The following is a 24,988-nucleotide window of genomic DNA, read 5'->3' as shown; positions in this document are numbered from 1 at the left end:
GCGCCAACAAAAACGCCACCTGAAAAGGTGGCGTTTTTTTATGAGACGAATAAGGGCAGATTTCGTTGGTTGCCAACGATGTTGATGCGCCGTCTGATCAAAGATCTATGCAGGCCAATACAGTCGCTTTAGTGGAATGAGGCGCTTGGTCTCGGCATCGGTGGCATCGTAGTGCTCGATTAATGCACGGACTACATGCTCTAGTGTCCACATCGCCAATGGGATGGAGGCACGATCTGCTTCGTACAGTGCATCCTTGGTAAAGCCGCCTGTGCTTACATACAGACCCCGGTCATCCTTGTGTCGGCCACCGAGGAAGCTGCGGATATCCTGGCTACCCATCTGCTCCTTGCGGTGCTTGACCTCAACGACGATGCGAGGGTGTTCAAAGCCAAAACCATCGGGCGATGCAACAATGTCTTTGCCCCGGTCTGCTCCATCTGGCGACACCTGTGTCTTGTAGCCCATGGCTCGCAGGATGCCTGCGACGACCTCTTGCATCTCTTTCCAGCTCAGATTGACGATGAGGTCCTTGATCTGCTCTCGCGCACGTTCCTCAATGCCACTCAGTGGGTCAATTGTTTCTTCTTCTACTTCGTATGCCTGTATTGGGGCTGGCTTGCCCTTTAGTGCGGCTTGTATTTCGTTTGCTGCGCTGGACGGGACTTCAAACAGAGTCAGGGTTGAGCCCAGGCTGTTTTTTGTACTGGCGCTAAGACTGTCGCGTGCGAGTTCTTGCATTTGCCACTGAACCTTGCGCACCAAAGACAAGCCCTGCTCGGCCGATTCTGGGCGGTGCTCGGATGGCCCCATAACTTTGCCGATCGAGTAGAGGCGGTTGGCTGGTGAGTAAGTAATGATCCAGTCGCCGTCTTGGATTTCATTGACGAAACGCCAGACCTGCGAAGCGCCCGATATCACGCTGCCTTGCTTGGACTGCGGCTCCATGGATTGAAAGAGTGCAATTAACTGCTTTCGGTCAACTCCAGGCTTGGCATGTGGCGCCAACTGACTCCAGCCGACGGCGACCACGCCTTGCTCTCGGAAAGCATCGTACAGACTGCCGCCTTCGCCTCGTACCATCCACATCCGTGCCATAAAAGTCCTTTTTGAGTGGGTGTCGGTCCACTATTTCTGCTGACGGAACACCACAGTTATTTGCCAATGCAGAAGCTGGAGAAGATCACCCCCAGCAGGTCGTCGGAGCTGAATTCGCCGGTAATAGAGTTCAGCGACAGCTGGGCTAGGCGCAGCTCCTCGGCCAGCAGGTCCAGATGGGCGGATTGAGCGGCCAGCTGCTCGTCGGCCATCTCCAGATGGGCATCCACGGCCTGCAGGGCTTCCACATGGCGGGCGCGGGCCAGGTACAGGCCTTCGGGGGCGGATTGCCAGCCCGCCACTTCCAGCAGGCGCTTGCGCAGCGCATCCAGGCCATCGCCGGTACGGGCCGACAAGGCGATCTGCTCGGCATTGAGCTGGGCGGTGTGGCGGGACTGCACGTCGGCAGCCGCCATATCGGTCTTGTTCCAGACATGGATGACCGGTACCTGCGCGGGCAGCTTGTCCTGCAGGGTGTGGGCGATATCGGCATCGGCTGCCGCATAGTCGGCCTGTTCCACGCGGGTCAGGTCGTGCAGGAAGAGCACGGCATCGGCCGCTGCAATCTCGTCCCAGGCGCGTGCAATGCCGATGCGCTCCACCTCGTCATCGCTGTCACGCAGGCCTGCGGTGTCGATCACATGCAGGGGCACGCCCTCGATCTGAATCGTCTGCTGCACCTTGTCGCGCGTGGTTCCGGCAATCGGGGTGACGATGGCCAGCTCGGCCCCCGCCAGTGCGTTGAGCAGCGAGCTTTTGCCCGCATTGGGCTGGCCGGCAATCACCACCTTGATGCCTTCGCGCAGCAGCGCGCCCTGATGGGCGCGTGCCAGCACGGCAGTGACCTGGTGGCGCAGGCGCTCCAGCTGGCCAAAGGCATCGGCCTTCTGCAGAAAGTCGATTTCCTCCTCGGGGAAGTCCAGTGTGGCCTCCACCAGCATGCGCAGATGCACCAGGGCATCGCGCAGCACATGGATTTCCTGCGAGAAGGCACCCGACAGCGAACGGCTGGCACTGCGCGCGGCCGCTTCGGTGCTGGCATCGATGAGGTCGGCAATCGCCTCGGCCTGGGCCAGGTCGATCTTGTCGTTGAGAAAAGCACGCTCGGTGAACTCGCCGGGCTGGGCCAGGCGCAGCCCAGTCAACACCGGCTTGCCGTCTTCATTGGCGCTCTGTGCTGCTTCCAGACAGCGTGCCAGCAGCAGCTGCAGCACCACGGGGCCGCCATGGGCCTGCAGCTCCAGCACATCCTCGCCCGTGTAGCTGTGCGGGCCGGGAAAGTAGATGGCCAGGCCATGGTCTATGGGCGAGCCGCCCGCGTCCCTGAAAGGCAGATAAGTCGCTTCGCGCGGTTTCAGCTCCTTGCCGCAAAGCGTCCGTACCAGCGCAGCAATGCCTTTGCCGGAGACCCGAACAATGCCCACGGCACCACGCCCCGGAGCGGTGGCAATGGCGGCAATCGGGTCGTTGTGGCGGGGAAGCATGGGCGGACTTTCGGTCGAGAAGAGAAACCGCGAATCATAGCCCTGCGGGTCAAGTCCTAGGAAATCAGTGGTGAGCGCTGCTTGGGCGGCTATTTAACAAAAGAAGTATTTCATACAATCGTCACAAATCTGTCACGAAATATGAATATATCTTCCTTTGCAATGAGGCTGGGCTCTCTAATCGCCTGGATATTGCTTTTTTCACCTCCGTTTCTCATTCGCTCATATGGAAAAGAGGTGGGCTACACGCTGTTGGCCGCGCTGTTCTTCTATCCTTTGGCGCTGTCCCGAAAGTCTCTGGCGATCTGTATTCCACTGCTGATGTTTATCGGCGCTGCGAATATTTTTCATGCCCAGTTTTTGGGAAACATGATCGATGAGTTTTCCATTGCCACGCTGCTGCGCACCGAAGCTCATGAGGCTGCCGAGTTCCTGAGCTCTATCAATCGCCAGATGATTCTTGTCGTGCTGTGCTGGCTGGTGGCAAGTTTCGGATGTGGCTACTTTCTCTTTAAAAACTGCAAGGCTGGAGCAGCTCCATTTCAGAAATGGGAGAAAAGAATACTGCTGGGCATAGGATTGCTCTGGACCAGCTTTTTTGCCTTTGGCATGACTCAGCAGTTCACCGTCAATGACTATGTGCATAAACTGCGTCATATCTACCCCATGCATATGGCCAAGGCAGCAGTGCGTTATGGCGATCTGGAAAAAGAGGTTTTCTATCAGCCGACACTGCCAGCCAGGCCAAGTGCATCTCAGGCGAACACCTTGGTGGTGATTATTGGTGAGAGCGCCAGCAGCCATCGCTGGTCGCTATTGGGCTATCAGGAAGACGATACCAATCAGTCACTGAGACAGGTTTCCGGTTTGCGTACCTACAAGGTCATGGCTCATGGCTTCAATACCGCAAAGGCGCTGCCCTATATTTTGACGGGGCAGTCTGCTTTCGACAGCCAGAAAAATGCCTCGCCTTCGTTCCTGGATTTGGCTCGGCATGCTGGCTACAAGACCTTTGTCTTTTCGAACTCCAGATTCAATGACAAGAGCGAGGATATGTACTCGCAGATATTGCGTCGCTCTGCGGATGTCTATGCCAAGGTGGGCAATGGGGCACATGACGAAGTGATGACGACTTGGCTGGAGAAGTCGCTGGCGGATGACGCGTCACATAAGCTGGTGGTTCTTCATACCTACGGCAGTCATCCCGATATCTCCCAGCGCTACCCGCGTTCCCGCTATGAGGGCGCAGATGCATACGATAACTCGATTCGCTATACCTCGGACCTGCTGGCCGACTGGATTCGCATGGTGGATGAGGCGTCTGACGCGCCAAGCGCGCTGCTTTACGTGTCTGATCATGGCCTTGGAGTTCCTCCTTGTGTGGACAGCCCTCGCCAGAGCAATGATCAGTCAGTGCTGGAGGTGCCGCTGGCATATTGGGCGAATGAGGCAATGAGGGGTCTGCAAAGGAGTGAAGAGGTGGCGATCTCTGAAAGTCCTATGGCACACAGCACGACTCTGGCGCCCGAGATATTGATTGCAGCTCAGGGATACGAAGCCAGCACGGCGATGCCTCATTTGCAGGACAGCCGGAAGCTGCATTTCGATGGCGTGCCTTATGCCGAGCTCTATCGCGACGATGCCTGCACGCCCTGAGGTGCAAAATCTCCATGTGTTATGCATTGTTCGCATAATGTTATGATTTTGTTTGCATTGTTATTGAACAGTCATGGCTGTTTGACCTTAAACGCCGAGCTGCACCCCCTCTTTTTTTGATAGCACTCGGCCTACAATCCAAAATCCGATTTCATCGTCCGCAGGAGCGCAGGGGCCGGGCTGTGTGCCCATAGAGAGTCCTTACTGCGGATGACTTACTTTGCGAGCTGGAGACCGCTGATGTCCGACACCAAGCCCATTACCTCGATTGATAAACGTGCGTTGCTGCGTCAGGCGGCACTGGAGTATCACGAGTTCCCCAAGCCCGGCAAGGTGGCCATCACGGCAACCAAGCCCATGGCCAATCAGCATGATCTGGCCCTGGCCTACTCGCCCGGCGTGGCTGCGCCCTGCGAGGAAATCGTCAAGGACCCCGCTGCGGCTTTCAAATACACCAGCCGCGGCAATCTCGTGGGCGTGATCTCCAACGGCACGGCAGTGCTGGGCCTGGGCGACATCGGTGCGCTGGCCTCCAAGCCCGTGATGGAGGGCAAGGGCGTACTGTTCAAGAAGTTCGCCGGCGTCGATGTGTTCGATATCGAGATCGACGAGAAGGATCCGCAAAAGCTGGTCGACGTGATTGCTGCGCTGGAGCCCACCTTCGGCGCCATCAACCTCGAAGACATCAAGGCGCCCGAGTGCTTCTTCGTGGAGCGCGAGCTGCGCAAGCGCATGAACATTCCCGTCTTCCACGACGACCAGCACGGCACGGCCATCACCGTGGCAGCGGCCATGGTCAACGCGCTCAAGGTCGCGGGCAAGAAGATCGAAGAGGTCAAGCTGGTGGCTTCGGGCGCCGGCGCCGCGGCTCTGGCCTGCCTGAACCTGCTGCTGGAAGTGGGCCTGAAGCGTGAGAACGTGTTCGTGACCGACATCGCCGGCGTGGTCTACGAGGGCCGTACCGAGCTGATGGATCCGGACAAGGCGCTGTTTGCCCAGAAGACCGAGCTGCGCACGCTGGGTGAGGTGATTGAGGGCGCCGACGCCTTCCTGGGCCTGTCCGCCGGCAACGTGCTCAAGCAGGACATGGTCAAGAAGATGGCGGCCAGGCCCATCATCTTCGCGCTGGCCAACCCCAACCCGGAAATCATTCCTGAAGATGTGAAGGCGGTGCGCGACGACGCCATCATCGCCACGGGCCGCACGGACTACCCCAACCAGGTCAACAACGTCCTGTGCTTCCCCTACATCTTCCGTGGTGCGCTGGACTGCGGTGCGACCACCATCACCACCTCGATGGAGATCGCCTGCGTGCATGCGATTGCCGCGCTGGCCCAGGCCGAGCAGTCCGAAGAAGTGGCAGCGGCCTATGTGGGCGAGGTGCTGAGCTTCGGCCCCGAGTACCTGATTCCCAAGCCCTTCGATCCGCGCCTGATGCTGATCGTGGCGCCCGCCGTGGCCCAGGCTGCGGCCGAAGCCGGTGTGGCCAAGCGCCCCATCCAGGACATGGATGCCTATCGCGAGCACCTGAAGACCTTTGTCTACGCCTCCGGCACCATGATGAAGCCCATCGTGCATGCCGCCAAGAAGGCCACCAAGAAGCGCGTGGCCTATGCTGAGGGCGAGGAAGAGCGCATCCTGCGCGCGGCCCAGATCGTGGTGGACGAACGCATTGCCCGCCCGACACTGATCGGCCGTCCCGCCATCATTGCCCAGCGCATCGAGAAGTTCGGCCTGCGCATGAAGGAAGGCGCCGACTACGACGTGGTCAACGTCGAGCATGACGAGCGCTACCGCGACTTCTGGCAGAGCTATCACCGCATGACGGAGCGCAAGGGCATCACCGCGCCCATCGCCAAGATCGAAATGCGCCGCCGCCTGACGCTGATCGGCTCCATGCTGCTGCACAAGGGCGAGGTTGACGGCCTGATCTGCGGCACCTGGAACAACACCAATGTGCACCTGAACTATATCGATCAGGTCATCGGCAAGCGCAGCGGCGTGGCCACCTATGCCTGCATGAACGGCCTGCTGCTGCCCGAGCGCCAGGTGTTCCTGGTGGACACCCACGTCAACTACGACCCCACGGCCGAGCAACTGGCCGAGATCACCATCATGGCCGCCGAGGAAATGATGCGCTTCGGCATCAAGCCCAAGGCTGCGCTGCTGAGCCACTCCAACTTCGGCTCCAGCAACCAGCCCAGCGCCGTCAAGATGCGCCAGACCCTGGAGCTGCTGCGCGAGCAGGCGCCCTGGCTGGAAGTGGATGGCGAAATGCACGGCGATGTGGCCCTGGACGGCAAGGCCCGCGCCAAGCTCATGCCCAACAGCACGCTGCTGGGTGATGCCAACCTGCTGGTGTCGCCCAACATCGACGCCGCCAACATCAGCTACAACCTGCTCAAGCAGGCTGCCGGCGGCGGCATTGCGGTGGGCCCGGTGCTTCTGGGTGCGGCCAAGCCCGTGCATGTGCTGACGCCCAGCACCACGGTACGCCGTATCGTGAACATGACGGCGCTGACCGTGGCCGACGCCAACGTCAGCCGTTAATTACGCGGTAAAAACAAAAGCCCGCCGTGCATGGAGCACGGCGGGCTTTTCTGTGCCTGCGGCGGGGCTTACCAGGTGCGGCTGACGCCTGTGTCCACCGTGCCAAAGATTTCCACGCTGTTGGAGCCGCTGGAGCTGGAGGAGGCCGGCATGGTGCCGGAGCAGGCCGTCAGCGCCAGCGTGGCGGCTGCTGCGGCCAGGGTGAGCCATTTGCGCATCTGCATTTCCTTGTCCGCATCCACTGCGGCTTATGGCCCATGGTAGCGGGCCGAAGATACCCTGCCGTAACAGCTTGTTATGCCTGAAATTGGTATGAAACCAATTCAGGATAAGCATTGGCAGCTATCAAATTTGATCAGGTCTCCAGATACAGCTCGGCCAGCCGCTCGCGTGCAGCACCGTCTATACCCAGAACCAGGGTCAGATAGCGGTCCACGCTGCCATGCTGGGCGCGCACCACATCGACCGAGGCCATCAGGTAGGACGGCTGTACGCGCCACAGCGCATCCAGAGCCTCTTCGGACAGCTGGCCGTACATCTGGGCGGGGCGTCTGAAGTACTGATTGGTCAGCAGATAGTCTTCCATGATCTGCTCCTCGTCCACACCCAGCGCCGTCAGCAGCAGGGCAGCTGCCCAGCCAGTGCGGTCCTTGCCGGCCGTGCAGTGAAAGACCAGCGGCGCATCGCTGAGCTGCAGCAGCGCGAGGAACTGTGCAAAGCGATTGCCGTACACGTTCACAAAGCTGCGGTAGGTGTCATGCATCAGCTCCTCGGTATCGCGGCTGCTGAGGTTGCGGCCCTGCTCCATCATGGACTGGGCGCGCTGCACTACCGTGGGCTCGACGACCAGGGCATGGCGTTCGATCCTGGGCCAGTCATAGGAGAGATGCGCGCTTTCGCCTTCTCCGCGAAAGTCCGCGCTGCGGTGGATGCCCAGCTTTTGCAGCTGCTCCAGATCCTGCTGCGTCAGATGCGCCAGATGGGCGGAGCGGTACAGCTTGCCCCATTGCAGGCGGCGGCCGTCCAGGCCCCGATATCCGCCCAGATCACGGAAATTGGAGGCTCCCGAGAGGGAGACTTGGCGCGCTGGGCGCTCCGTCAGCAGGTCGTGGTTCAGTTGCATATCACTGCTTATAGCGGATTGCAAAGACCCGTCCATGTCATCCGTGTTACCCAGCTGCGGCGCATGCATCGTCGGCCCCGACGAAAAGCGCCGCCTGCCTCAGTGGCTGGTCGTGCTGCCGCGCAGCATGTGCTTGAGCAGCTTGCCGGTCGCGGTGCGTGGCAGCGCGTCACGGACTTCAAAGATGCGCGGAATCTTGTAGCGAGCCAGCCTGCTCTCCATGAACTGGCGCAGATCCTCATGGTCCGGCGTCTTGCCGGGCTTGAGGGTCAGCACTGCCACCACGGTCTCGCCCCATTCGGGATGAGGGCGGCCGATGACGGCCACGTCCTGCACATCGGGGTGGATCGAGAGCACGTCTTCCACTTCCTTGGAGTAGACGTTCTCACCGCCGGTGACGATCATGTCCTTGAGTCTGTCCACGATGTAGAGATAGCCGTCCTCGTCCACGCGCGCCAGGTCGCCGCTGCGATACCAGCCCTGGTCGTCCAGCACGGCGGCCGTTGCCTCGCGGTTGTCCAGATAGCCTTGCATCATGGCCGCAGAGCGCAGGCAGATCTCGCCCACTTCGCCGGGGCTGCACAGGCTGCCGTCCTGACGGCGGACTTCCAGTTCAACGCCGGGTATGGCGCAGCGACCTATGGAGCCTGCCTTGGCTACGGCTTCTTCGGGGTAGAGCACGGTGCCCAGAGGGCCCGATTCGGTCATGCCATAGACCTGCATGAAGCGGTCGCTGCGATAGAGCTGAGCCAGCTTGCGTGCCATGTCCGCGCCCAGAGGACCACCGCCGTAGGCCCACAATCGCATGGCGCTGAAGTCGTAGCTGGCCACATCGGGCACCACGGCCAGCGGAGCCAGAAAGGCAATCGGTGCGCCGAAGGTGAAGCTGATGCGTTCCTGCGCCAGCGTCTCCAGAAACTCCCTGGGCGCATATTCGCGCATCAGCACGGCGGTGCCGCCCATGAGCAAGGTGCCCAGGAACCAGTTGTTCAACGGCGACGAGTGCCAGATGGGCATGGCGATCAGCGTGCGCTCCGTGGGCGACAGCGAGGTGGCCGCCGCTGCACACAGGGCGGCATGGAAGACATTGGCATGGCTGTGCAGGCAGCCCTTGGGCTGGCCCGTGGTGCCGGAGGTGTAGAGAATCTCGGCCAGAGCGTGTGGCGCAGGTCGGCCATGCTCGTCGCCGCAGGGCGCAGCCTGCGCCAGCAGCTCATCGAAGAAGCCCACGCCTTCGGCGGCAGAAGCCGTGCTCAGCCAGCGCAGTTCTGCCTCCGGCTGCAGTTCGGCCTGTACCGTTGCGATCAGCGATGCGCGCGCTCCATCCACAATGCACAGCCGTGCGCCTGAGTGGCGCAGTATGTAGGCAACTTCCGGGGCCTGCAGCTTGTGGTTGATGGGCACGACGACCGCGCCCAGCCGCCAGGCGCCAAGCAGCGCAAACACAAAGCCCGGGGTGTTGAAGCACAGCAGACCTAGCTTGTCGCCCTGGCGCACGCCTTGCTCATAAAGCACGGTGGCGGCTCGGCGGCCGGCCTGCGCCAGCGCGGCATAGCTCCAGTCCTGACCGTCGGCGCGCAGCGCCAGTTTTTCGGGGCGCGTGCGTGCCTGCTGGTCGAGCAGGGAAATGAAATTCATCATTGCTGGCGTCCTCCTCAGCCAGTCCAGGCATTGCGCAGCAGGGCGGCCGGGTCGCTGCTGCCGCAGGCAACACCTGCCACCGGGCCCCAGTCCGGGTCGAAGCGGCTGCCGATGAAGGCCGAGGCACTGTCGCTGCCCGCATGCTGCAGCATCAGCGTGGCTTGCACCGTGGTGGCCAGGCGCTGGGTGAAGCGGCGAGCCTCGCGCTCCAGCTCCTGTGGGGGCAGGGTGACGGCCTCGCGCAGCTTGTCCACCTGCGCACGCAGCACGGCTTCCTCCGAACCGACTTCACGCAGATGGTCCAGCAGCAGATGGGCGTCGTCCGGGTTGCGGGCAATGGCGCGCAGCACATCCAGACACATGACGTTGCCCGACCCCTCCCAGATGGAGTTGACGGGTGCTTCGCGGAACAAGCGCCCCATGGGGCCGGTCTCCACATAGCCGTTGCCGCCGAAGACTTCCATGGCTTCGCCTGTGTAGCCCACGGCACGCTTGCAGTTCCAGAACTTGGCGGCAGGCGTGACGATGCGGCGCCAGGCCTGATCCAGGGCGTCTTCGGAGCCAAAGCGTGCTGCGAGATCCATGGCCAGCCAGGTGGCAGCTTCGGATTCCAATGCCATATCGGCCAGCAGGCCGGTCATCACCGGCTGCTCGGCCAGCGGCAGGCCGAAGGCATGGCGGTTGCGCGTGTAGTGCAGGGCCTGGACCAGGGCCTGGCGCATGAAGCCGGCACTGGACAGCGCACAGTCAAGGCGGGTGTAGGTGGCCATTTCGATGATGGTGGAAATGCCCCGGCCTTCCTGGCCTATGAGCACGCCCCAGGCGTTGTCGAACTCCACTTCGCTGCTGCTGTTGGAGCGGTTGCCCACCTTGTCCTTGAGGCGTTGGATGTGAATGGCGTTCTTGCTGCCGTCGGACCGCCAGCGTGGCACGAAAAAGCAGGTGGGGCCGCGCTCCTCGGTCTTGGCCAGCACCAGATGTCCGTCGCACATGGGGGCCGAGAAGAACCATTTGTGGCCGGTGATCAGGTATTCCTCGCCCCAGGGACCGCTGCTGCCCGATGGATTCAAGGCCACGGCACGCGTGGTGTTGCTGCGCACATCGCTGCCGCCCTGGCGCTCCGTCATGCCCATGCCCACGGTGATGGAACGCTTGCCCTCGGCGGGAATGTCGCGCGCGTCGTAATCGGTGGATTCCAGCAGCGGCCCCAGCACCGCATTGAGCTGCGGGTTGATGCGCACCAGCGGAATGCTGGCCTTGGTCATGGTCGTCGGGCAGGTCGAGCCGGATTCGATCTGGCTGTGCATGAACAGCGATGCGCCATAGGCGGCCCAGGCCGTTGGCCGCTGGTCGGTGAAGGGCAGGTTGGAGATGCCGTTGAGCCGTGCAATCGTCATCATCTGGTGCCATGCGGGGTGAAAGCGCACCTGGTCGATACGGTCGCCCGAGGGAGAATGCGTGTGCAACTCGGGCTCGAAGTGATTGGCTTCTTCTGCGGCGCGCAGCGTGGCTTCGGCGCCGTATTCTGCGCCCTGGCGTTGCAGCTCCGGGTCGCGCCACTGTGCGCCGCCGCGTGTCACGGCACGCTGCAGCACCGGGTCGCTGGTGTAGACGTTGTAGTCCTTGAGCTCCGGAGCCTGGTTATGGGGATGAATGCTGGTCATGATGTCTCCTTCTTGCTATGTGGCCCTGCCCGCAGCAGGGCGCAGGGCTTTGTGATTTCTATGTCATGCGCAACTGGCGGGCGGAGGCCGCGAGGGCAGGTTCAGGATGGCCGTTTCATCTTGCAACTGGTGTCCAGGCTGGCCGCCTGTGCGGAAACCGTGCTCACGGGCTTCCATCCCAGGCCCGTTCCTTCCTGGTCATGCACCACGGCCTTGCCGTCCACTTTTTCCCAGCTCAGCACATGGATGGGTTGCTGGGCCTGGTGGTCGCTCTTGCGCATTTCCACGGGGCCGTTGATACCCTCGAAGCGCATGCCCGACATCCTGGCCGCGACGGCGGCAGGTTCCACGGACTTGGCCTCGCGAATGGCCTGGGCCAGCATCAGCATGGCGTTGTGGCCCAGGCCGTTGATGAAGTCCTCGTTGAACTGGCGCTTGAAGCCCGACAGCAGCGGGTTGCTTGCCAGTGGCTCAGAGTTGGGGCTGAAGGCCGAGATCAGCTTGACCTTGCCTTGCCCTGCTGCCCCCATGGCGCTGGGCACGCCGAAGTTGTTGCCGTTGAGGGTATAGAAGTCCGTGCTCAAGCCAGCTTCGCGTGCGGCCCGCACGATCAGCGCCAGGTCTGCACCGAAGTCTGCGGTGATGACAGCATCGGCTCCGGATTGCTTGATCTTGGCGATATAGGGGGAGTAATCCTTGACCTGCCCGAGAGGGTGAAAGTCATCGCCCACGATCTTCAGGTCGGGGCGCTTGGCCGCCAGCATGCTGCGTGCGGCGCGCGAGACTTCCTGGCCGTAGGCATAGTTGGGGTTGAGCAGAAAGACCTGCTTCACCTGCTTTTGCCCGGCCAGATAGGAGGTCAGCGCGGCCACCTTCATGTCCGAATTCGCATCGGTGCGGAAGTGCCAGTAGCTGCACCTGGCATTGGTCATCTGCGGTGCCTGGGCCGCATAGTTCAGGTAGATGATTTCCTTGCCGGGGTTGCGGCTGTTGTGCTTTTCGATGGCTTCCTGCAGTGCCAGGCCCACGGCCGAGGAGCTGGCACCCTGCACCACATAACGGATGTTCTGTCCGATGATGGAGTTGAGCAGGCTCAGCGCCTCCTGTGCGGAGAGGCGGTTGTCGAAGGGCACGACCTCGAACTTCACGGCACCGGCCCAGCCTTGTTCGTTGGCAAGCTTGGCGCTGTACTGGAAGCTCTTGAGTATATTCAGGCCCAATCCCGCCATGGGGCCGCTCATGGTATCCAGCGAGGCAATCTTCACCACCGTGGCCGGCTGCGCATGAACGAGTGATGCGCAGGCCAGAGCCACTGCCGCCAGGGGAGTGGAAATACGAGGGTGCATGCTTGTCTCCGTCCTCTCATAAGAATTTTTTATTCACCAGGCCGCAATGCACAATGGCATCAAGGTACCTGTCAAAAATTCTAGGAAACCGTGCAAAAAAGGTGTTCGGATTTGGCCAGCATGAAACCACGCACTCCTTCGACCGCGACAGCAGGGCGTCGCCGCCCTTTGCAGTCCCGCGCGCGGCAGACGTTTCAGGCCCTTCAGGACGCCTTTGTTCGGCTTTTGCTTGAGCGCAGTTACGCGGAAATCACCGTGCGCGAGATCGTCCTGGTGGCGGGCACCGGGCTGGGCAGCTTCTACGAGTACTTCTCGGGCAAGGAAGATCTGGCCAAGGTCTGCCTGCATCTGCGCTCCAAGTCGCTGCTGCTGGGCATTCGCGGCGTGACCGGCAGTCATTCGGGCCAGCCGCTGATGCAGATTGCCGAGGCGGTGATCGAGTCACAGCTGCAGGCGCACCGCGAGCGGGCAGATGAATGGGGTGCCCACTATCTGCTGGAGCGCCACTACTCCACTTCCGAGGCCTACCGCAAGATGTTCGAACGCTGTGTGGATGCCTGGGCTGCAGCCATAGAGCAGGCCGTCGATCTGCCCCCGGACTACCCGGTGCGCGATGCTGCACGGGTGAGCCAGTGCATTCTGTACGGCCTGTTCAATCACAGCTATCTGGCCGCCGATGCACCGCCGGATCTGGACTTGCTGCGCCAGCGCGCCAACACGGCCATATCCGGTTATCTGAACGCCTTGCGCTGCGCTGCCTGAAATGAAAAAGACCGCCAGCGGCAAGCCGCGGCGGTCCTCGTTGGTCATTGCGGCAGGGCTGGCGATCAGCTCACATGCTTGCCCACAATGCCGGCCAGCTCGAACATGCTGATCTGCTCCTTGCCGAACACCGGCTTGAGCTTGGCGTCGGCGTTGATGGCACGCTTGTCCTTGGCGTCCTGCAGACCGTTGGCCTTGATGTAGTCCCAGAGCTTCTTGATCACGTCGGGGCGCGAGGTGGGTTCGCTGCCGATCACGGCGGCCAGGTCGGCGCTGGGCTTGAGCGTGGCGCTCACGGTGCGGGGCTTCTTCACCGCAGCGGTCTTGGTCGTCGCCTTGGTCACCGTCTTGGCGGCGGTCTTCTTGGCTGCCGTGCCTGTCTTCTTGGCGGCAGCTGTCGTGGTCTTGGCCGCCGCTGCGCCGGCAGTCTTGCGTGCCGGGTACTTGCCTTCGCGCTGCTCGAACTCGAAGTTCACCTTGCCCGCAGCACCATCCCAGACCAGGAAGGCCTTGAAGTTGCGGCGCGTGCGGTTGGAGACGAACTTCTCCAGCAGATCGGTCTTGCCGGTCTGCAGCAGCTTGCTCATCTGCTCGCGTTCGATGGGCTGCTGCAGGATGATCTGACCGCTCTTGAAGTCGCAGCTGGGCGTGGTCTGGGCCAGCGTGGGCACGGCCTTGGAGCAGACATAGTTGGCGCCATGCTCGAAGACGGGCGAGCCGCACTTGGGACAGGGGCCCAGGCTTTGCTGGTGGGCAAAGTCCACGATCTCGCCCGTGTCCTCGGAGTCCTTGTCGTCGCCGAAGTCGAATTCCAGCTTGAAGTTGCTGTTTTCCTCGTCACGCACGATGGCGACCTCGGCCACGAACGGCCAGCCGGCCTTGGAGCGGAAGCCTTCCAGCGGGCCGATGCGGCGTTCGCGCAGCAGCTGCTCGGCCTCGGCCGTCTCGAAGGTGCGGCCGGCTGGCGACTTGGTGAACGAGAAGCCGCAGCCTTCGCTGGCGCCATTGGCGCCCGTGCAGGCATAGCGGCGGTAGTTCTCCTTGACCACGCCGCCGCAGTTGGGGCAGGGCGTGGAGAGCGTCGCGTAGTCACCGGGAATGGTGTCGCGGTCGTATTCCTTGGCCTTCTTGACCAGCTTCTCGGTCATGGCCTGGATCTGCTGCATGAAGGCTTCGCGCGAGAGCTGGCCTTTTTCCATCTGCGACAGCTTGAATTCCCATTCGCCGGTCAGGTCGGCGCGGCACAGCTCCTCGACTTCCAGGCCGCGCAGCAGCGTCATCAGCTGGAAGGCCTTGGCCGTGGGGATCAGCTCGCGGCCTTCGCGCAGCATGTACTTTTCCGTCAGCAGGCCTTCGATGATGGCCGCGCGCGTGGCTGGCGTGCCCAGGCCTTTTTCCTGCATGGCTTCACGCAGCTCGTCGTCGTCGATCTGCTTGCCGGCGCTTTCCATGGCTCCCAGCAGCGTGGCTTCGGAGTAGCGTGCCGGCGGCTTGGTCTTGAGGCCCTTGACATCGGCGTGGTGGGTGCGCGGCTGCTCGCCGGGCTGCACGGCCACCAGGGGCTGGCCCTTGTCGCCTTCCTTGGCGTCCTCCACCTCGTTGGCGGCTTCCTTGCCGTAGATGGCCAGCCAGCCCGGCTTGACCAGCACCTTGCCCTCGGTCTTGAAGCTGTGCTGTTCCACCTTGCTGATGCGTGTGGTGACCTGGTATTCGGCGCTGGGGAAGAACACGGCCATGAAGCGGCGCACGACCAGGTCGTACAGCTTCTGTTCGGCTTCCGACAGGCCCGAAGGGGCCTGCGTGGTCGGGATGATGGCAAAGTGATCCGACACCTTGCTGTTGTCGAAGACGCGCTTGGTGGGGCGGATGTAGTTGTCGTTGATGGCCTGCTGGGCAAAGGGCGCCAGATGGCGCATGCCGCTGGTGGCCAGCATGTCGAAGGTCTGGCGTGCCACGGGCAGATAGTCCTCGGGCAGGGCGCGCGAGTCGGTACGTGGGTAGGTCAGGGCCTTGTGGCGTTCGTACAGGCTTTGCGCCAGCGCCAGCGTGGTCTTGGCCGAGAAGCCGAACTTGCCGTTGGCCTCGCGCTGCAGGCTGGTCAGGTCGAACAGCAGGGGCGAAGCCTGGGTGGTGGGCTTGCTTTCCTCGGTGACGGTGGCCGGCTTGCCCTGCACGGCGGCGGCAATCGCTTCGGCATCGGCCTTGTTCCACAGGCGGTCGGCCTTGGCCTCGGCATCGTCCGATTTCTTCCACTGCGGGTTGAACCACTTGCCCAGGTACTGGCCGGCCTGGGCGTCGAAAGTGCCGTGCACTTCCCAGTAGTCGCGGCTGACGAATTTGCGGATCTTTTCCTCGCGCTCCACCACCAGGGACAGGGTGGGCGTCTGCACGCGGCCCACGGTGGTCAGGAAGAAGCCGCCGTCGCGCGAGTTGAAGGCCGTCATGGCGCGCGTGCCGTTGATGCCCACCAGCCAGTCGGCTTCGGAGCGGCTGCGTGCGGCGCTGGCCAGACCCTGCATCTGGGCATCGCTGCGCAGATTGTTGAAGCCGTCGCGAATCGCCTGCGGCGTCATGGACTGCAGCCACAGGCGCTTGACGGGTTTGCCCAGGCCGCCCTTGGCGCCGCCCGCGTATTGCTCGATCAGGCGGAAGATCAGCTCACCCTCGCGGCCCGCGTCACAGGCGTTGATGAGTTCGGTCACATCCTTGCGCTTGGCCTGCTTGACCACGGCGTTCAGGCGGGTCTTGGTCTTGTCCACGGGCTTGAGGTCGAAGCGCGGGGGGATGACCGGCAGATTGGCAAAACTCCATTTGCCGCGCTTGACATCGAATTCTTCGGGCGCCTGAATCTCCACCAGGTGGCCGACCGCACTGGTCACCACATAGCTGTCGGATTCGAAGTAGTCATCGTGTTTTTCGAACTTGCCTGCCACCGGGGTCAGCGCACGGACGATGTCCTGTGCGACAGAAGGCTTCTCTGCAATCACCAGGGTTTTAGTCATTGTGTGTTCTCGTCGTCATTAACCACCTGAACCCGAATCGAAACTCAGGCTCATACAATTCGCTTCTCACGCGCGCGCATGCGCACATGTGTGCATATTCAAAGTATCAGAGAAAACATGCCCCGCACATCACTGGCCTCTTCAACGGGCCGACGCATCCAGACCCGGCGCTCCGGCGTTCATGGCAAAGGCGTTTTCGCCGCGCAGGATATTGCGGAAGGCGAAACCATTATTGAGTACGTGGGTGAAGTGATTGACTGGCAGGAAGCGCAGGACCGTCATCCGCATGACCCCAGCCAGCCCAATCACACTTTTTACTTTCAGGTCGACGATGAGCGGGTGATAGATGCCACGCACAAGGGCAATTCCTCGCGCTGGATCAACCACAGCTGCGCGCCCAACTGCTACACCGACGAGATCGACGGTCGCGTCTATATCGTGGCGCTGCGCAATATTGCAGCGGGCGAGGAACTGAACTACGACTATGGCCTGATGGTGGAGGAGCGCTATACGGCCAAGCTCAAGGCTGAATATGCCTGCTACTGCGGCGCTGCGAACTGCCGCGGCACCATGCTGGCGCCGAAAAGGGGCTGGAAACCGCCGATGCCTCACGGCACCCCCTGAGCGGCTTTGCCGCTTCCCCCTCTCTCGCGTTGCTTCGCAATGCGGGAGGGGGACGACGCCATCGCCGCGAGGCGGCTCTTGCTCGGCGTCTCTGAGTTGGAACATGCTTGTTCAAGGCGTGCTCGCTGCATAGAAATTTTGGATAAAGAAAATGACTCAGCCGATTCACTGGAATGCCGAAGCCTTGTGGGAAGCCATTGCACCGCAGTTGCCGGGCTTTACGGTCGAGGTGCTGCCGACCATCGACTCCTCAAATACCGAACTCATGCGCCGCGCGCGCGACGGGCTGACGGATCCGGTGCTGTTGATTGCCGAGCAGCAAACCCAGGGCCGAGGCCGCCTGGGCCGCAACTGGGTCAGCGGCGTCGGTGATTCGCTGATGTTCTCGCTGGGCCTGCCGCTGGCACCGCGCGACTGGTCGGGGCTGTCGCTGGCAGTGGGCGTGAGCGTGGCCGAGAGCCTGCAGCCCCAGCTTCCCGCAGCGGGGGCTGCGCCCAAGATCGGCATCAAATGGCCCAACGATCTGTGGCTGGAGGGCGACCGCAAGCTGGCCGGCATTCTGATCGAGACCGCCAGCTTTGTCGGCGGCCAGCAGCACGATATGACGGCACCGCGCTATGTGGTGATCGGTATCGGCATCAATGTGCGTCCCCGTCCCGGTGACGGCATGCGCACGGCCCCGGCCTGCCTGCAGGAGCTCGATGCCGCACTGGATGCGCCCACGGCCCTGGCCTGCATATTGCCCAATCTGGTGGCCGAGGTGCAGAGCTTTGCCCGGCATGGCTTTGCCCCGCTGATGCAGCGCTTTGCCCAGCGCGACCTGCTGGCCGGACGCGAGGTGAATCTGAGCGACGGCACTAGCGGCATGGCTCAGGGTGTGGCTGCCGATGGCGGCTTTCTGGTGCGTACAGCGACCGGCCTGCAAGCCGTGACCAGTTCTGAAATCAGCGTGCGTCCGGTTGGCAGCCCGCTGCAGGCTTGAAATGAAGCACCTCCTGAGGCGCTTTGCGCCTTCCTCCTCTCTCTACGCGCTGCGCGCTAGGGGAGAAGGACGCAGCCCTCGCTGCGGGGCGGCGGGGCCGCCCAGGCCCTTGCTCGGCTGCCCGCGAGCGGCTGCAGCCCATGGATAACTGATGTGAGAAACCTATGCTGAGAATCGTTTTCCTGCTCTTGCTGCTGGGCAACGCGGGTTACTACATGTGGAGCCACGGCTATCTGGCCGGCATGGGGCTGGCGCCGGAGTTGCAGTCCGAGCCGCAGCGCCTTCAGGAGCAGATCAGGCCGGATGCCCTGGTGCTGCAGCAGCCCGAAGCGGCGCAAGCTCCGGCTGTTGAACCGGCAAAGACTATGGAGCCCGAAGCGCCTGCGGTGGACGACAGCGCGCCGCCCGCAGCTCCCGAAAGCAAGTCGGATGGCAAGCCCGAAGCTGCAACCGTCGCGGCCAGGGAAACCAAGGACGCCAAGGACACAAAGGATGCCAAGACCGCCATTAAGGAGCCCGAGACCTGCTATCAGGCCAACGGCATCGAAGAGGCGCAGGCCGACAGCATCCGACGTGCGCTGGCGGGCAAGTCCAAGAGCGATTGGGAGCTGGTGGCCAGCCATCAGGGCGGGCGCTGGATGGTCTATATGGGCAAGTTCCCAGACGCCGAATTCATGGACCGCAAGCGCGGCGAGCTGCGTCTGATGAATATCGACTTCGACCGCGCCGGCGGCAGCTTCGAGCCCGGTCTGTCGCTGGGACGTTTTTCGACGGAAGAAGCCGCCCAGCGGCAACTGGCCACTTTCGCGCGCCAGGGCGTGCGCACCGCGCGCGTGGTGCAGGAGCGTCCCGATGTGACGACCTATGCGCTGCGTCTGCCCAAGGCCACGCCGACATTCCGCAACGAAGTGGCGGCGCTGGCTGGCAAGAATCTGGTGCCCAAGGCCTTGCAGGCCTGTGCCAAGTAATTTTCGTAGCTGCTATCGCAAGAAAGGCCTGCATTTGCAGGCCTTTTGTATTGGAAAACCAGTTGCGATAAGCGCAACCAGCTCCTGTTTTTAGTCCAAATGAATATTGGCGACGGCGGCCAGCTTCTTCATCTTGGCCACTTCGCTGGCGATCTGCTTGGTGAAGTCGGCGCTCGATGTGCCCGAGGGGTACAGGCCTTGAGCAGCCATGCGCTGCTTGACGGCGGGGTCCTTGAGTGCGGCAATGATGGCTTTTTGCACACGTTCCACTTGTGCGGCGGGCGTGTTCTTGGGGGCCACCAGGCCGAACCAGGAAGGCTCGTTCAGGTCGGGGTGACCGGCCTGCGCATAGGTCTGCACATCGGGCAGCACGTCCAGACGTTCATGCCAGGACACGGCCAGGGCGCGCACCTTGCCCGACTTGATGTGGGGCAGGGACGAGTTCACCTGATCGAAGTACACGGGAACCTGGTTGCCCAGCACGTCGTTGATGGCAGGAGCCGAGCCACGGTAGGGGATGTGGTGCATTTCGGTGCCCGTGCTCTTGAGGAACTGGGCGCCCCACATATGGCCGATGGTGCCGTTGCCGGGGGTGGCATAGGACACTTTGCCGGGGTTGGCCTTGAGGTAGGCCACAAACTCGGCAAAAGTCTTCACGGGAATCAGCTTGGGGTTGATCACCAGCACGCCGGGGGCCTTGACGATCTCGGTCACGCCCACGAAGTCGTTGATCGCGTCGTAAGGCAGCTTCTTGAACACGGCGGGGTTCACACCATGGGTGGACAGGGTGGCGATACCGAAGGTCACGCCATCGGTGGCGCGAGCCACTTCTGCCATGCCGATGGAGCCGCCGGCGCCGGCCTTGTTTTCAATCACCACGGCCTGGCCGCCCAGCAGCTTGATCAGCACGTCCTGCATATTGCGGGGCACCATGTCAGTGGGGCCGCCAGCGGGGAAGGGCACGACGATGCGCAGAGGACGCGATGTGTCCTGCGCCATGCTCATGCCGGAGAAAGAAGAAGCGGCTGCGGCAGCAGCGGCGGTGTAGATGAATTGACGTCGTTGCATCAAAAAGCTCCCAGGATCCAGTGATTCCAAATTGCTGTCTTGCAGAGCGCAAATAGCGACTCTTCAGACAACCCATGATCGAATTGATTCTAGGGTAAGCGAGAACTTGCCAAATACGCAGTTTCCGATATTCGCATCGGGGCAAACGGGCGCAAAGCCAAGCCTGGCGCGGCTTCTCAGTCTTGGGGGGCACCGAATTGGTGCATTTCTAGGTTGCGCTTCACTGCTGTCCGGGCATGGCCTTGAAGCGCACGGTAAACAGCGCCCCCGGCGGGGTATGACCGGGCCTGGCATCCTGCAGCAGCACTTGCGCGCCGTGCTGACGGGCGATTTCCATAACGATGGGCAGGCCCAGACCGGAGCCGTCGGCTTCGGAGCCCAGCGCCCGGTAAAAAGGCTGGAAGATCAGTTCGCGCTCGCCCAGCGGCACGCCGGGGCCTGAATCCTCGACCTGCAGCAGCAGAATCTGGCCGAAATGATCGGCCTGCACGCGCACCGTGACCACGCCTGGCTGTTCGCTGGTCGATGGCGTGTAGTTGATGGCGTTGTCCACCAGATTGCGCACCAGCTCGGCCAGCAGCGTGGCATTGCCGTTGAGCCAGACACCGGGCGTGCTGGCGCTGGCACCCTCGTAGCCCAGGTCTATGTGCTTGTCCATGGCGCGCGGCAGGCAGTCCTGCACCACGTCGGTGACGATGCGCACGAGGTTGCAGCCCTGCATGGCGGGCACGGCGCTCTCGGCCCGTGCCAGTGCCAGCAGCTGGTTGACAGTATGGGTGGCACGCATGCTTGAGCGGCCGATCTGCGCCAGCGAGCGCTTCAGGTCTTCGGTATTCGTGCCCTCGCGCTGGGCCAGGTCGGCCTGCATGCGCAGGCCCGCCAGCGGGGTCTTGAGCTGGTGGGCCGCGTCGGCCAGAAAACGTTTTTGCGTGGCGATGGAGTCATGCAGGCGCTGCAGCAGATCGTTGACCGAATCGACCAGCGGCACCACCTCCAGCGGCACATCCTTGTGATTGATGGGCGAGAGATCCTCGGGCTTGCGCGCGCGGATGCGCTCCTCCAGCCGGTGCAGCGGCTTGATGCCGCGTGCCAGTGCCAGCCAGACCAGCAGGGCGGCCAGCGGCAGGATGACGAACTGCGGCAGCATCACGCCCTTGATGATTTCCGTGGCCAGCACGCTGCGCTTTTCGCGTGTTTCCGCGACCTGCACCAGAGCGTTGGGCTCGCCGGGCAGCGGCATGCGCACCCAGATATAGGCCACGCGCAGGTCAATGCCCTTGTATTCCTCATCGCGCAGCAGCACCGAGCCGGTGGGCGTGTCCTCGTCGACGGAGGGCGGGCGCGGCAGGTCGCGCTCGCCGGCCAGATATTCGCCCCTGGTGCCGCTGACCTGGAAGAACACCGTGTCCGATTCATCGGCGCGCAGGATCTCGCTGGCCGACTGAGGCAGATTGAACTGCACCTTGCCGCGCTGCACGATGACCAGCTGAGCCAGGGCCTGGGCGTTGTACTCCAGCGCGCGATCGAAGGGCTTGTTGGCCAGGCCCTGGGCCACCAGCCAGGTCAGCGCCAGGCTCACGGGCCAGAGCAGCAGCAGCGGCGTGAGCATCCAGTCGAGGATCTCGCCGAAGAGGGATCGCTGCTCACGCTGAAAAATTTTCATGCTTGTAAAACTGGCGTATTCCAACTCAGGGATGACCAGCAAGGGCCGCCCCGCAGCAAAGGCCATCGTCCCCCTCGGGGGGAAGCGGCGGGGGCCGCTTAGGCAAAGCCGCTCAGGGGGGTGCTATCTTTTCCAGGCAGTAACCGAGGCCGCGCACGGTGGCGATGCGGATCGGGCCTTTCTCGATTTTCTTGCGCAGGCGGTGGATATAGACCTCGATGGCATTGTTGCTCACCTCCTCGCCCCATTCGCACAGGCGCTCCACCAACTGGTCCTTGCTGACCAGGCGGCCTGCGCGCTGCAGCAGCACCTCCAGCAGGCCCAGCTCGCGCGCCGACAGCTCCACCATCTTGCCGTCTATGGTAGCGACGCGGCCGGTCTGGTCATAGACCAGCGGGCCATGCTTGATGGTGGAACTGGCGCCGCCCATGCCGCGACGCGTGAGGGCGCGCACGCGCGCTTCCAGCTCGGACAGCGCAAACGGCTTGGCCATGTAGTCGTCGGCACCATAGTCCAGGCCCTGTACGCGCTCTTCGATCGAATCGGCGGCCGTGAGAATCAGCACCGGCAGCGCATCGCCACGCCCGCGCAGGCGCTTGAGCACTTCCAGGCCGTGCACCTTTGGCAGGCCCAGATCGAGAATCAGCAAATCGAATTCGCTGCTGGTCAGCAAGGCGGTATCGGCCTCGCTGCCATTGGCCACATGGCTGACGACGGCGCCCGAGCTGCGCAGCGTGCGCAGCAGGCCATCCGCCAGCACCTGGTCGTCTTCGGCAATCAGTATGCGCATGTGTGTCTCCTGCTTGTTATGTGTGCCTGTTTGCACTTTTGCTGCCATTGTAGGGATGGCTCATGGCCGTTCGGGGCAATTCTCGACAGCCGCTCATAGGCGTCAAGAAGGCGTCAATACAGAATCTCAGTAGCCTTCGGCATAGGCTTCCAGGCCCAGCGCGACCACGGTAGCCACATCCGCGCCCACGGCCTCGCGAAATTCGGCCTCGGCCTGGCTTACGGCGTCGTGAAAAGCCTGCAGCCAGGCCAGACCCGTATCGGTGAAGCGCACGCGCCTGGCGCGCGCATCATGCGGGTCGGCCTCGCGCGTGACCAGGCCCCAGGCTTCGCACTGCGCCACCAGATCGGCCATGGCCTGCTTGGTCATGCCGGCCTTGTCGGCCAGATCGGTGAGCCGGTCGCCAGCCAGCGACAGATGGCGCGTGATGTGGATATGGGCTGCCCCCACCTTGTCGCGCGCCGCCAGATTGGATAGCGTCAGCGGCACCTCCACTGCACGCGCCATGAGCTGCAGCACGCGCGCATCGAAGCGGCGCATGGCATGGCCCAGCAAACGACCCAGATGGGTCTGGCGCCAGGCATCGGCGGGCGGGGTGACGGGGGCGATTTCTGACATGGGTAAATAGTAAGGCAAACTGACTAAATATTTAAATAAATCTGCAGAATCAGCCTCTAAACTACTGTTCAAGCATCCAGCCTGAATGCAAAAACAGGACTGGCCACAGACAGTCATTCACCTACTTCGGAGCCTGATATGAACGCCATCGCCAAGACCAACGACGCCAACAGCGAAAAAGCCAAAGCCCTGGCTGCAGCCCTGGCCCAGATCGAAAAGCAGTTCGGCAAGGGCACCATCATGAAGCTCGGTGAAGGTGAGGCCATCGAAGACATTCAGGTCGTTTCCACCGGCTCCCTGGGTCTGGACATCGCGCTGGGCGTAGGTGGTCTGCCCCGTGGCCGCGTGATCGAAATCTACGGTCCCGAATCCTCGGGCAAGACCACGCTGACGCTGCAGGTCATTGCCGAGATGCAAAAGCAGGGCGGCACCTGCGCCTTTATCGACGCCGAACATGCGCTGGACACCAGCTATGCCCAGAAGCTGGGCGTGAACCTCAGCGACGTGCTGATCAGCCAGCCCGACACCGGTGAGCAGGCTCTGGAAATCTGCGACAGCCTGGTGCGCTCGGGTGCCGTGGACCTGATCGTCATCGACTCGGTGGCCGCATTGACGCCCAAGGCCGAAATCGAAGGCGAGATGGGCGACGCCCTGCCCGGCCTGCAGGCCCGTCTGATGAGCCAGGCCCTGCGCAAGCTGACGGCCACCATCAAGAAGACCAACTGCATGGTCATCTTCATCAACCAGATCCGCATGAAGATCGGCGTGATGTTCGGCTCGCCCGAGACCACCACCGGCGGCAATGCGCTGAAGTTCTATGCCTCCGTGCGTCTGGATATCCGCCGCACCGGCACCATCAAGAAGGGCGACGAGGCCATCGGCAACGAAACCAAGGTCAAGGTCGTGAAGAACAAGGTCTCGCCCCCCTTCAAGACGGCAGAGTTCGACATTCTGTTTGGCGAAGGCATCAGCCGCGAAGGCGAGATTCTGGACATGGGCGTGAACGCCAAGATTCTGGAAAAGAGCGGTGCCTGGTATGCCTACAACGGCGAAAAAATCGGCCAGGGCCGCGACAACTCGCGTGAATTCCTGCGCGAGAACCCCGCGCTGGCCATTGAGATCGAAAACAAGGTGCGCGAGAGCCTGGGCATCAAGCTGCTGCCCGTGGACGGTGCTGCGGCTGCCGAGGCCAAGCCTGCCAAGGGCGGCAAGGGCAAGGTGGACAAGGACGGCGTGATTGAAGGTTGATTCAGTCACCCTGAGGCGCGATGCGCCTTTCGCGAAAGGGGATGACATCCTCGCTGCGGGTGCGGCCCCTGCTTGATGTCCCTGGCTTGGTGAGCGCCAGTGTTTGAGTGCGGGCCTCATTGCTCAAAAGGTTTGCCATCTTTGCGCAGGTTCGTCCTGCGCCTTTTTGTTTCTGGAGATGCGTAGTGAGCTTTGCCAAACTTTCACTCAAGGGCCGCGCCCTCAAGCTGCTGGCGCAGCGCGAGCATTCGCGGCTGGAGCTGCAGCGCAAGCTGGCCGCCCATGTGGAGGAGGGCGACGATCTGAATGCCGTGCTCGACGAGCTGGAGCAGCGGGGCTTCATCAGCGTGGAGCGCGTGGTCGAGTCTGTCTTGCGCAGCAAGGCCGGCCGTTATGGCGCAGCGCGTCTGGTGCATGATCTGCGCAGCAAGGGGCTCGATGACGAGACCGTGCGCCAGGCGGGCGAGCAGCTGCGCGGCAGCGAGCTGCAGCGTGCGCGCGAGCTGTGGCGCAAGCGTTTTGGCAGCGTGCCCGTCGACCTCAAGGAAAAGGCCAGGCAGCTGCGCTTTCTGGCTTCGCGCGGCTTTTCGTCCAGCGTGGCTTCACGCGTGCTGCGCGATGCCCCATACTCCCCTGCACCCGACAGCGAGGACGAGGACTGAGGCGGCAGCCCGCTCCCTGCCCGCTTGCGGCGGCAACAG

20 protein-coding genes are annotated in these 24,988 nt (G+C 62.5%); 8 read left to right on the top strand and 12 right to left on the bottom strand.

What is annotated here, in order from left to right:
* Positions 1-105 precede the first annotated feature (105 nt).
* Positions 106-1,098 (bottom strand): restriction endonuclease, encoded by a 993-nt coding sequence (locus V8Z78_RS23865; RefSeq protein WP_034351101.1) that lies wholly within the window; start codon positions 1,096-1,098, stop codon positions 106-108.
* Positions 1,099-1,154: 56 nt separating this feature from the next.
* Positions 1,155-2,582, bottom strand: coding sequence for a tRNA uridine-5-carboxymethylaminomethyl(34) synthesis GTPase MnmE (gene mnmE, locus V8Z78_RS23860; RefSeq protein WP_054073442.1), 1,428 nt, complete (start codon positions 2,580-2,582; stop codon positions 1,155-1,157).
* Between the two features lie 141 nt (positions 2,583-2,723).
* On the opposite strand from mnmE, the gene V8Z78_RS23855 reads away from it, so the two are divergent.
* Both V8Z78_RS23855 and V8Z78_RS23850 read left to right on the top strand, forming a co-directional pair.
* Positions 2,724-4,238, top strand: coding sequence for a sulfatase-like hydrolase/transferase (locus V8Z78_RS23855; protein WP_314353322.1), 1,515 nt, complete (start codon positions 2,724-2,726; stop codon positions 4,236-4,238).
* 240 nt (positions 4,239-4,478) lie between these two features.
* A complete protein-coding gene (locus V8Z78_RS23850) occupies positions 4,479-6,788 on the top strand; it encodes an NADP-dependent malic enzyme (protein WP_012840379.1) in 2,310 nt (769 codons plus the stop codon).
* A gap of 68 nt (positions 6,789-6,856) precedes the next feature.
* Here the strand turns inward: V8Z78_RS23850 and V8Z78_RS23845 are convergent, their stop codons facing one another.
* The 5 genes from V8Z78_RS23845 to V8Z78_RS23825 all read right to left on the bottom strand — a co-directional run bounded on the left by V8Z78_RS23845 (position 6,857) and on the right by V8Z78_RS23825 (position 12,562).
* Positions 6,857-7,006, bottom strand: a complete 150-nt coding sequence (locus tag V8Z78_RS23845; RefSeq protein ID WP_003064780.1) for a hypothetical protein — start codon at positions 7,004-7,006, stop codon at positions 6,857-6,859.
* Between the two features lie 137 nt (positions 7,007-7,143).
* A complete protein-coding gene (locus V8Z78_RS23840; protein WP_003064777.1) occupies positions 7,144-7,911 on the bottom strand; it encodes a tyrosine-protein phosphatase in 768 nt (255 codons plus the stop codon).
* A gap of 99 nt (positions 7,912-8,010) precedes the next feature.
* Positions 8,011-9,552, bottom strand: coding sequence for a class I adenylate-forming enzyme family protein (locus V8Z78_RS23835; protein WP_003064776.1), 1,542 nt, complete (start codon positions 9,550-9,552; stop codon positions 8,011-8,013).
* Positions 9,553-9,566: 14 nt separating this feature from the next.
* Positions 9,567-11,216, bottom strand: a complete 1,650-nt coding sequence (locus tag V8Z78_RS23830; RefSeq protein WP_349732274.1) for an acyl-CoA dehydrogenase family protein — start codon at positions 11,214-11,216, stop codon at positions 9,567-9,569.
* A gap of 101 nt (positions 11,217-11,317) precedes the next feature.
* The gene (locus V8Z78_RS23825) at positions 11,318-12,562 is read right to left on the bottom strand and encodes a branched-chain amino acid ABC transporter substrate-binding protein (RefSeq protein ID WP_349732273.1); all 1,245 of its coding nucleotides are present in this window, start codon (positions 12,560-12,562) and stop codon (positions 11,318-11,320) included.
* A gap of 168 nt (positions 12,563-12,730) precedes the next feature.
* On the opposite strand from V8Z78_RS23825, the gene V8Z78_RS23820 reads away from it, so the two are divergent.
* Positions 12,731-13,324: a TetR/AcrR family transcriptional regulator gene (locus tag V8Z78_RS23820; RefSeq protein WP_003064770.1), complete on the top strand. Its 594-nt coding sequence runs from the start codon at positions 12,731-12,733 to the stop codon at positions 13,322-13,324.
* 65 nt (positions 13,325-13,389) lie between these two features.
* On the opposite strand, the gene V8Z78_RS23815 is transcribed toward V8Z78_RS23820, so the two are convergent.
* Positions 13,390-16,326 (bottom strand): DNA topoisomerase III, encoded by a 2,937-nt coding sequence (locus V8Z78_RS23815; protein WP_349732272.1) that lies wholly within the window; start codon positions 16,324-16,326, stop codon positions 13,390-13,392.
* Positions 16,327-16,443: 117 nt separating this feature from the next.
* Here V8Z78_RS23815 and V8Z78_RS23810 point away from each other — a divergent pair, with 117 nt between their 5' ends.
* The 3 genes from V8Z78_RS23810 to V8Z78_RS23800 all read left to right on the top strand — a co-directional run bounded on the left by V8Z78_RS23810 (position 16,444) and on the right by V8Z78_RS23800 (position 18,900).
* Positions 16,444-16,950: an SET domain-containing protein gene (locus tag V8Z78_RS23810; RefSeq protein WP_034351085.1), complete on the top strand. Its 507-nt coding sequence runs from the start codon at positions 16,444-16,446 to the stop codon at positions 16,948-16,950.
* A gap of 151 nt (positions 16,951-17,101) precedes the next feature.
* A complete protein-coding gene (locus V8Z78_RS23805; RefSeq protein ID WP_057094145.1) occupies positions 17,102-17,932 on the top strand; it encodes a biotin--[acetyl-CoA-carboxylase] ligase in 831 nt (276 codons plus the stop codon).
* 164 nt (positions 17,933-18,096) lie between these two features.
* Positions 18,097-18,900 (top strand): hypothetical protein, encoded by an 804-nt coding sequence (locus tag V8Z78_RS23800; RefSeq protein WP_057094143.1) that lies wholly within the window; start codon positions 18,097-18,099, stop codon positions 18,898-18,900.
* Positions 18,901-18,990: 90 nt separating this feature from the next.
* On the opposite strand, the gene V8Z78_RS23795 is transcribed toward V8Z78_RS23800, so the two are convergent.
* The 4 genes from V8Z78_RS23795 to V8Z78_RS23780 all read right to left on the bottom strand — a co-directional run bounded on the left by V8Z78_RS23795 (position 18,991) and on the right by V8Z78_RS23780 (position 23,039).
* A complete protein-coding gene (locus V8Z78_RS23795) occupies positions 18,991-19,968 on the bottom strand; it encodes a Bug family tripartite tricarboxylate transporter substrate binding protein (RefSeq protein ID WP_003064761.1) in 978 nt (325 codons plus the stop codon).
* 220 nt (positions 19,969-20,188) lie between these two features.
* Positions 20,189-21,631: a sensor histidine kinase gene (locus V8Z78_RS23790; RefSeq protein WP_003064759.1), complete on the bottom strand. Its 1,443-nt coding sequence runs from the start codon at positions 21,629-21,631 to the stop codon at positions 20,189-20,191.
* Between the two features lie 112 nt (positions 21,632-21,743).
* Positions 21,744-22,421, bottom strand: a complete 678-nt coding sequence (locus tag V8Z78_RS23785) for a response regulator (RefSeq protein ID WP_003064757.1) — start codon at positions 22,419-22,421, stop codon at positions 21,744-21,746.
* A gap of 126 nt (positions 22,422-22,547) precedes the next feature.
* Positions 22,548-23,039 carry a MarR family winged helix-turn-helix transcriptional regulator gene (locus V8Z78_RS23780; RefSeq protein WP_046460390.1) on the bottom strand — a complete coding sequence of 164 codons (492 nt, stop codon included), beginning with the start codon at positions 23,037-23,039 and terminating at the stop codon, positions 22,548-22,550.
* Between the two features lie 138 nt (positions 23,040-23,177).
* On the opposite strand from V8Z78_RS23780, the gene recA reads away from it, so the two are divergent.
* Positions 23,178-24,287, top strand: coding sequence for a recombinase RecA (recA, locus tag V8Z78_RS23775; protein WP_003072158.1), 1,110 nt, complete (start codon positions 23,178-23,180; stop codon positions 24,285-24,287).
* Between the two features lie 185 nt (positions 24,288-24,472).
* On the top strand, positions 24,473-24,949 hold the full coding sequence (recX, locus tag V8Z78_RS23770) for a recombination regulator RecX (RefSeq protein ID WP_003064751.1): 477 nt from the start codon (positions 24,473-24,475) through the stop codon (positions 24,947-24,949).
* Positions 24,950-24,988 lie beyond the last annotated feature (39 nt).

Source organism: Comamonas sp. wu1-DMT, assembly GCF_040187805.1.
GTDB classification, from domain to species: Bacteria; Pseudomonadota; Gammaproteobacteria; order Burkholderiales; family Burkholderiaceae_C; genus Comamonas; species Comamonas thiooxydans.
This window is presented reverse-complemented; position numbering and strand designations above follow the sequence as displayed.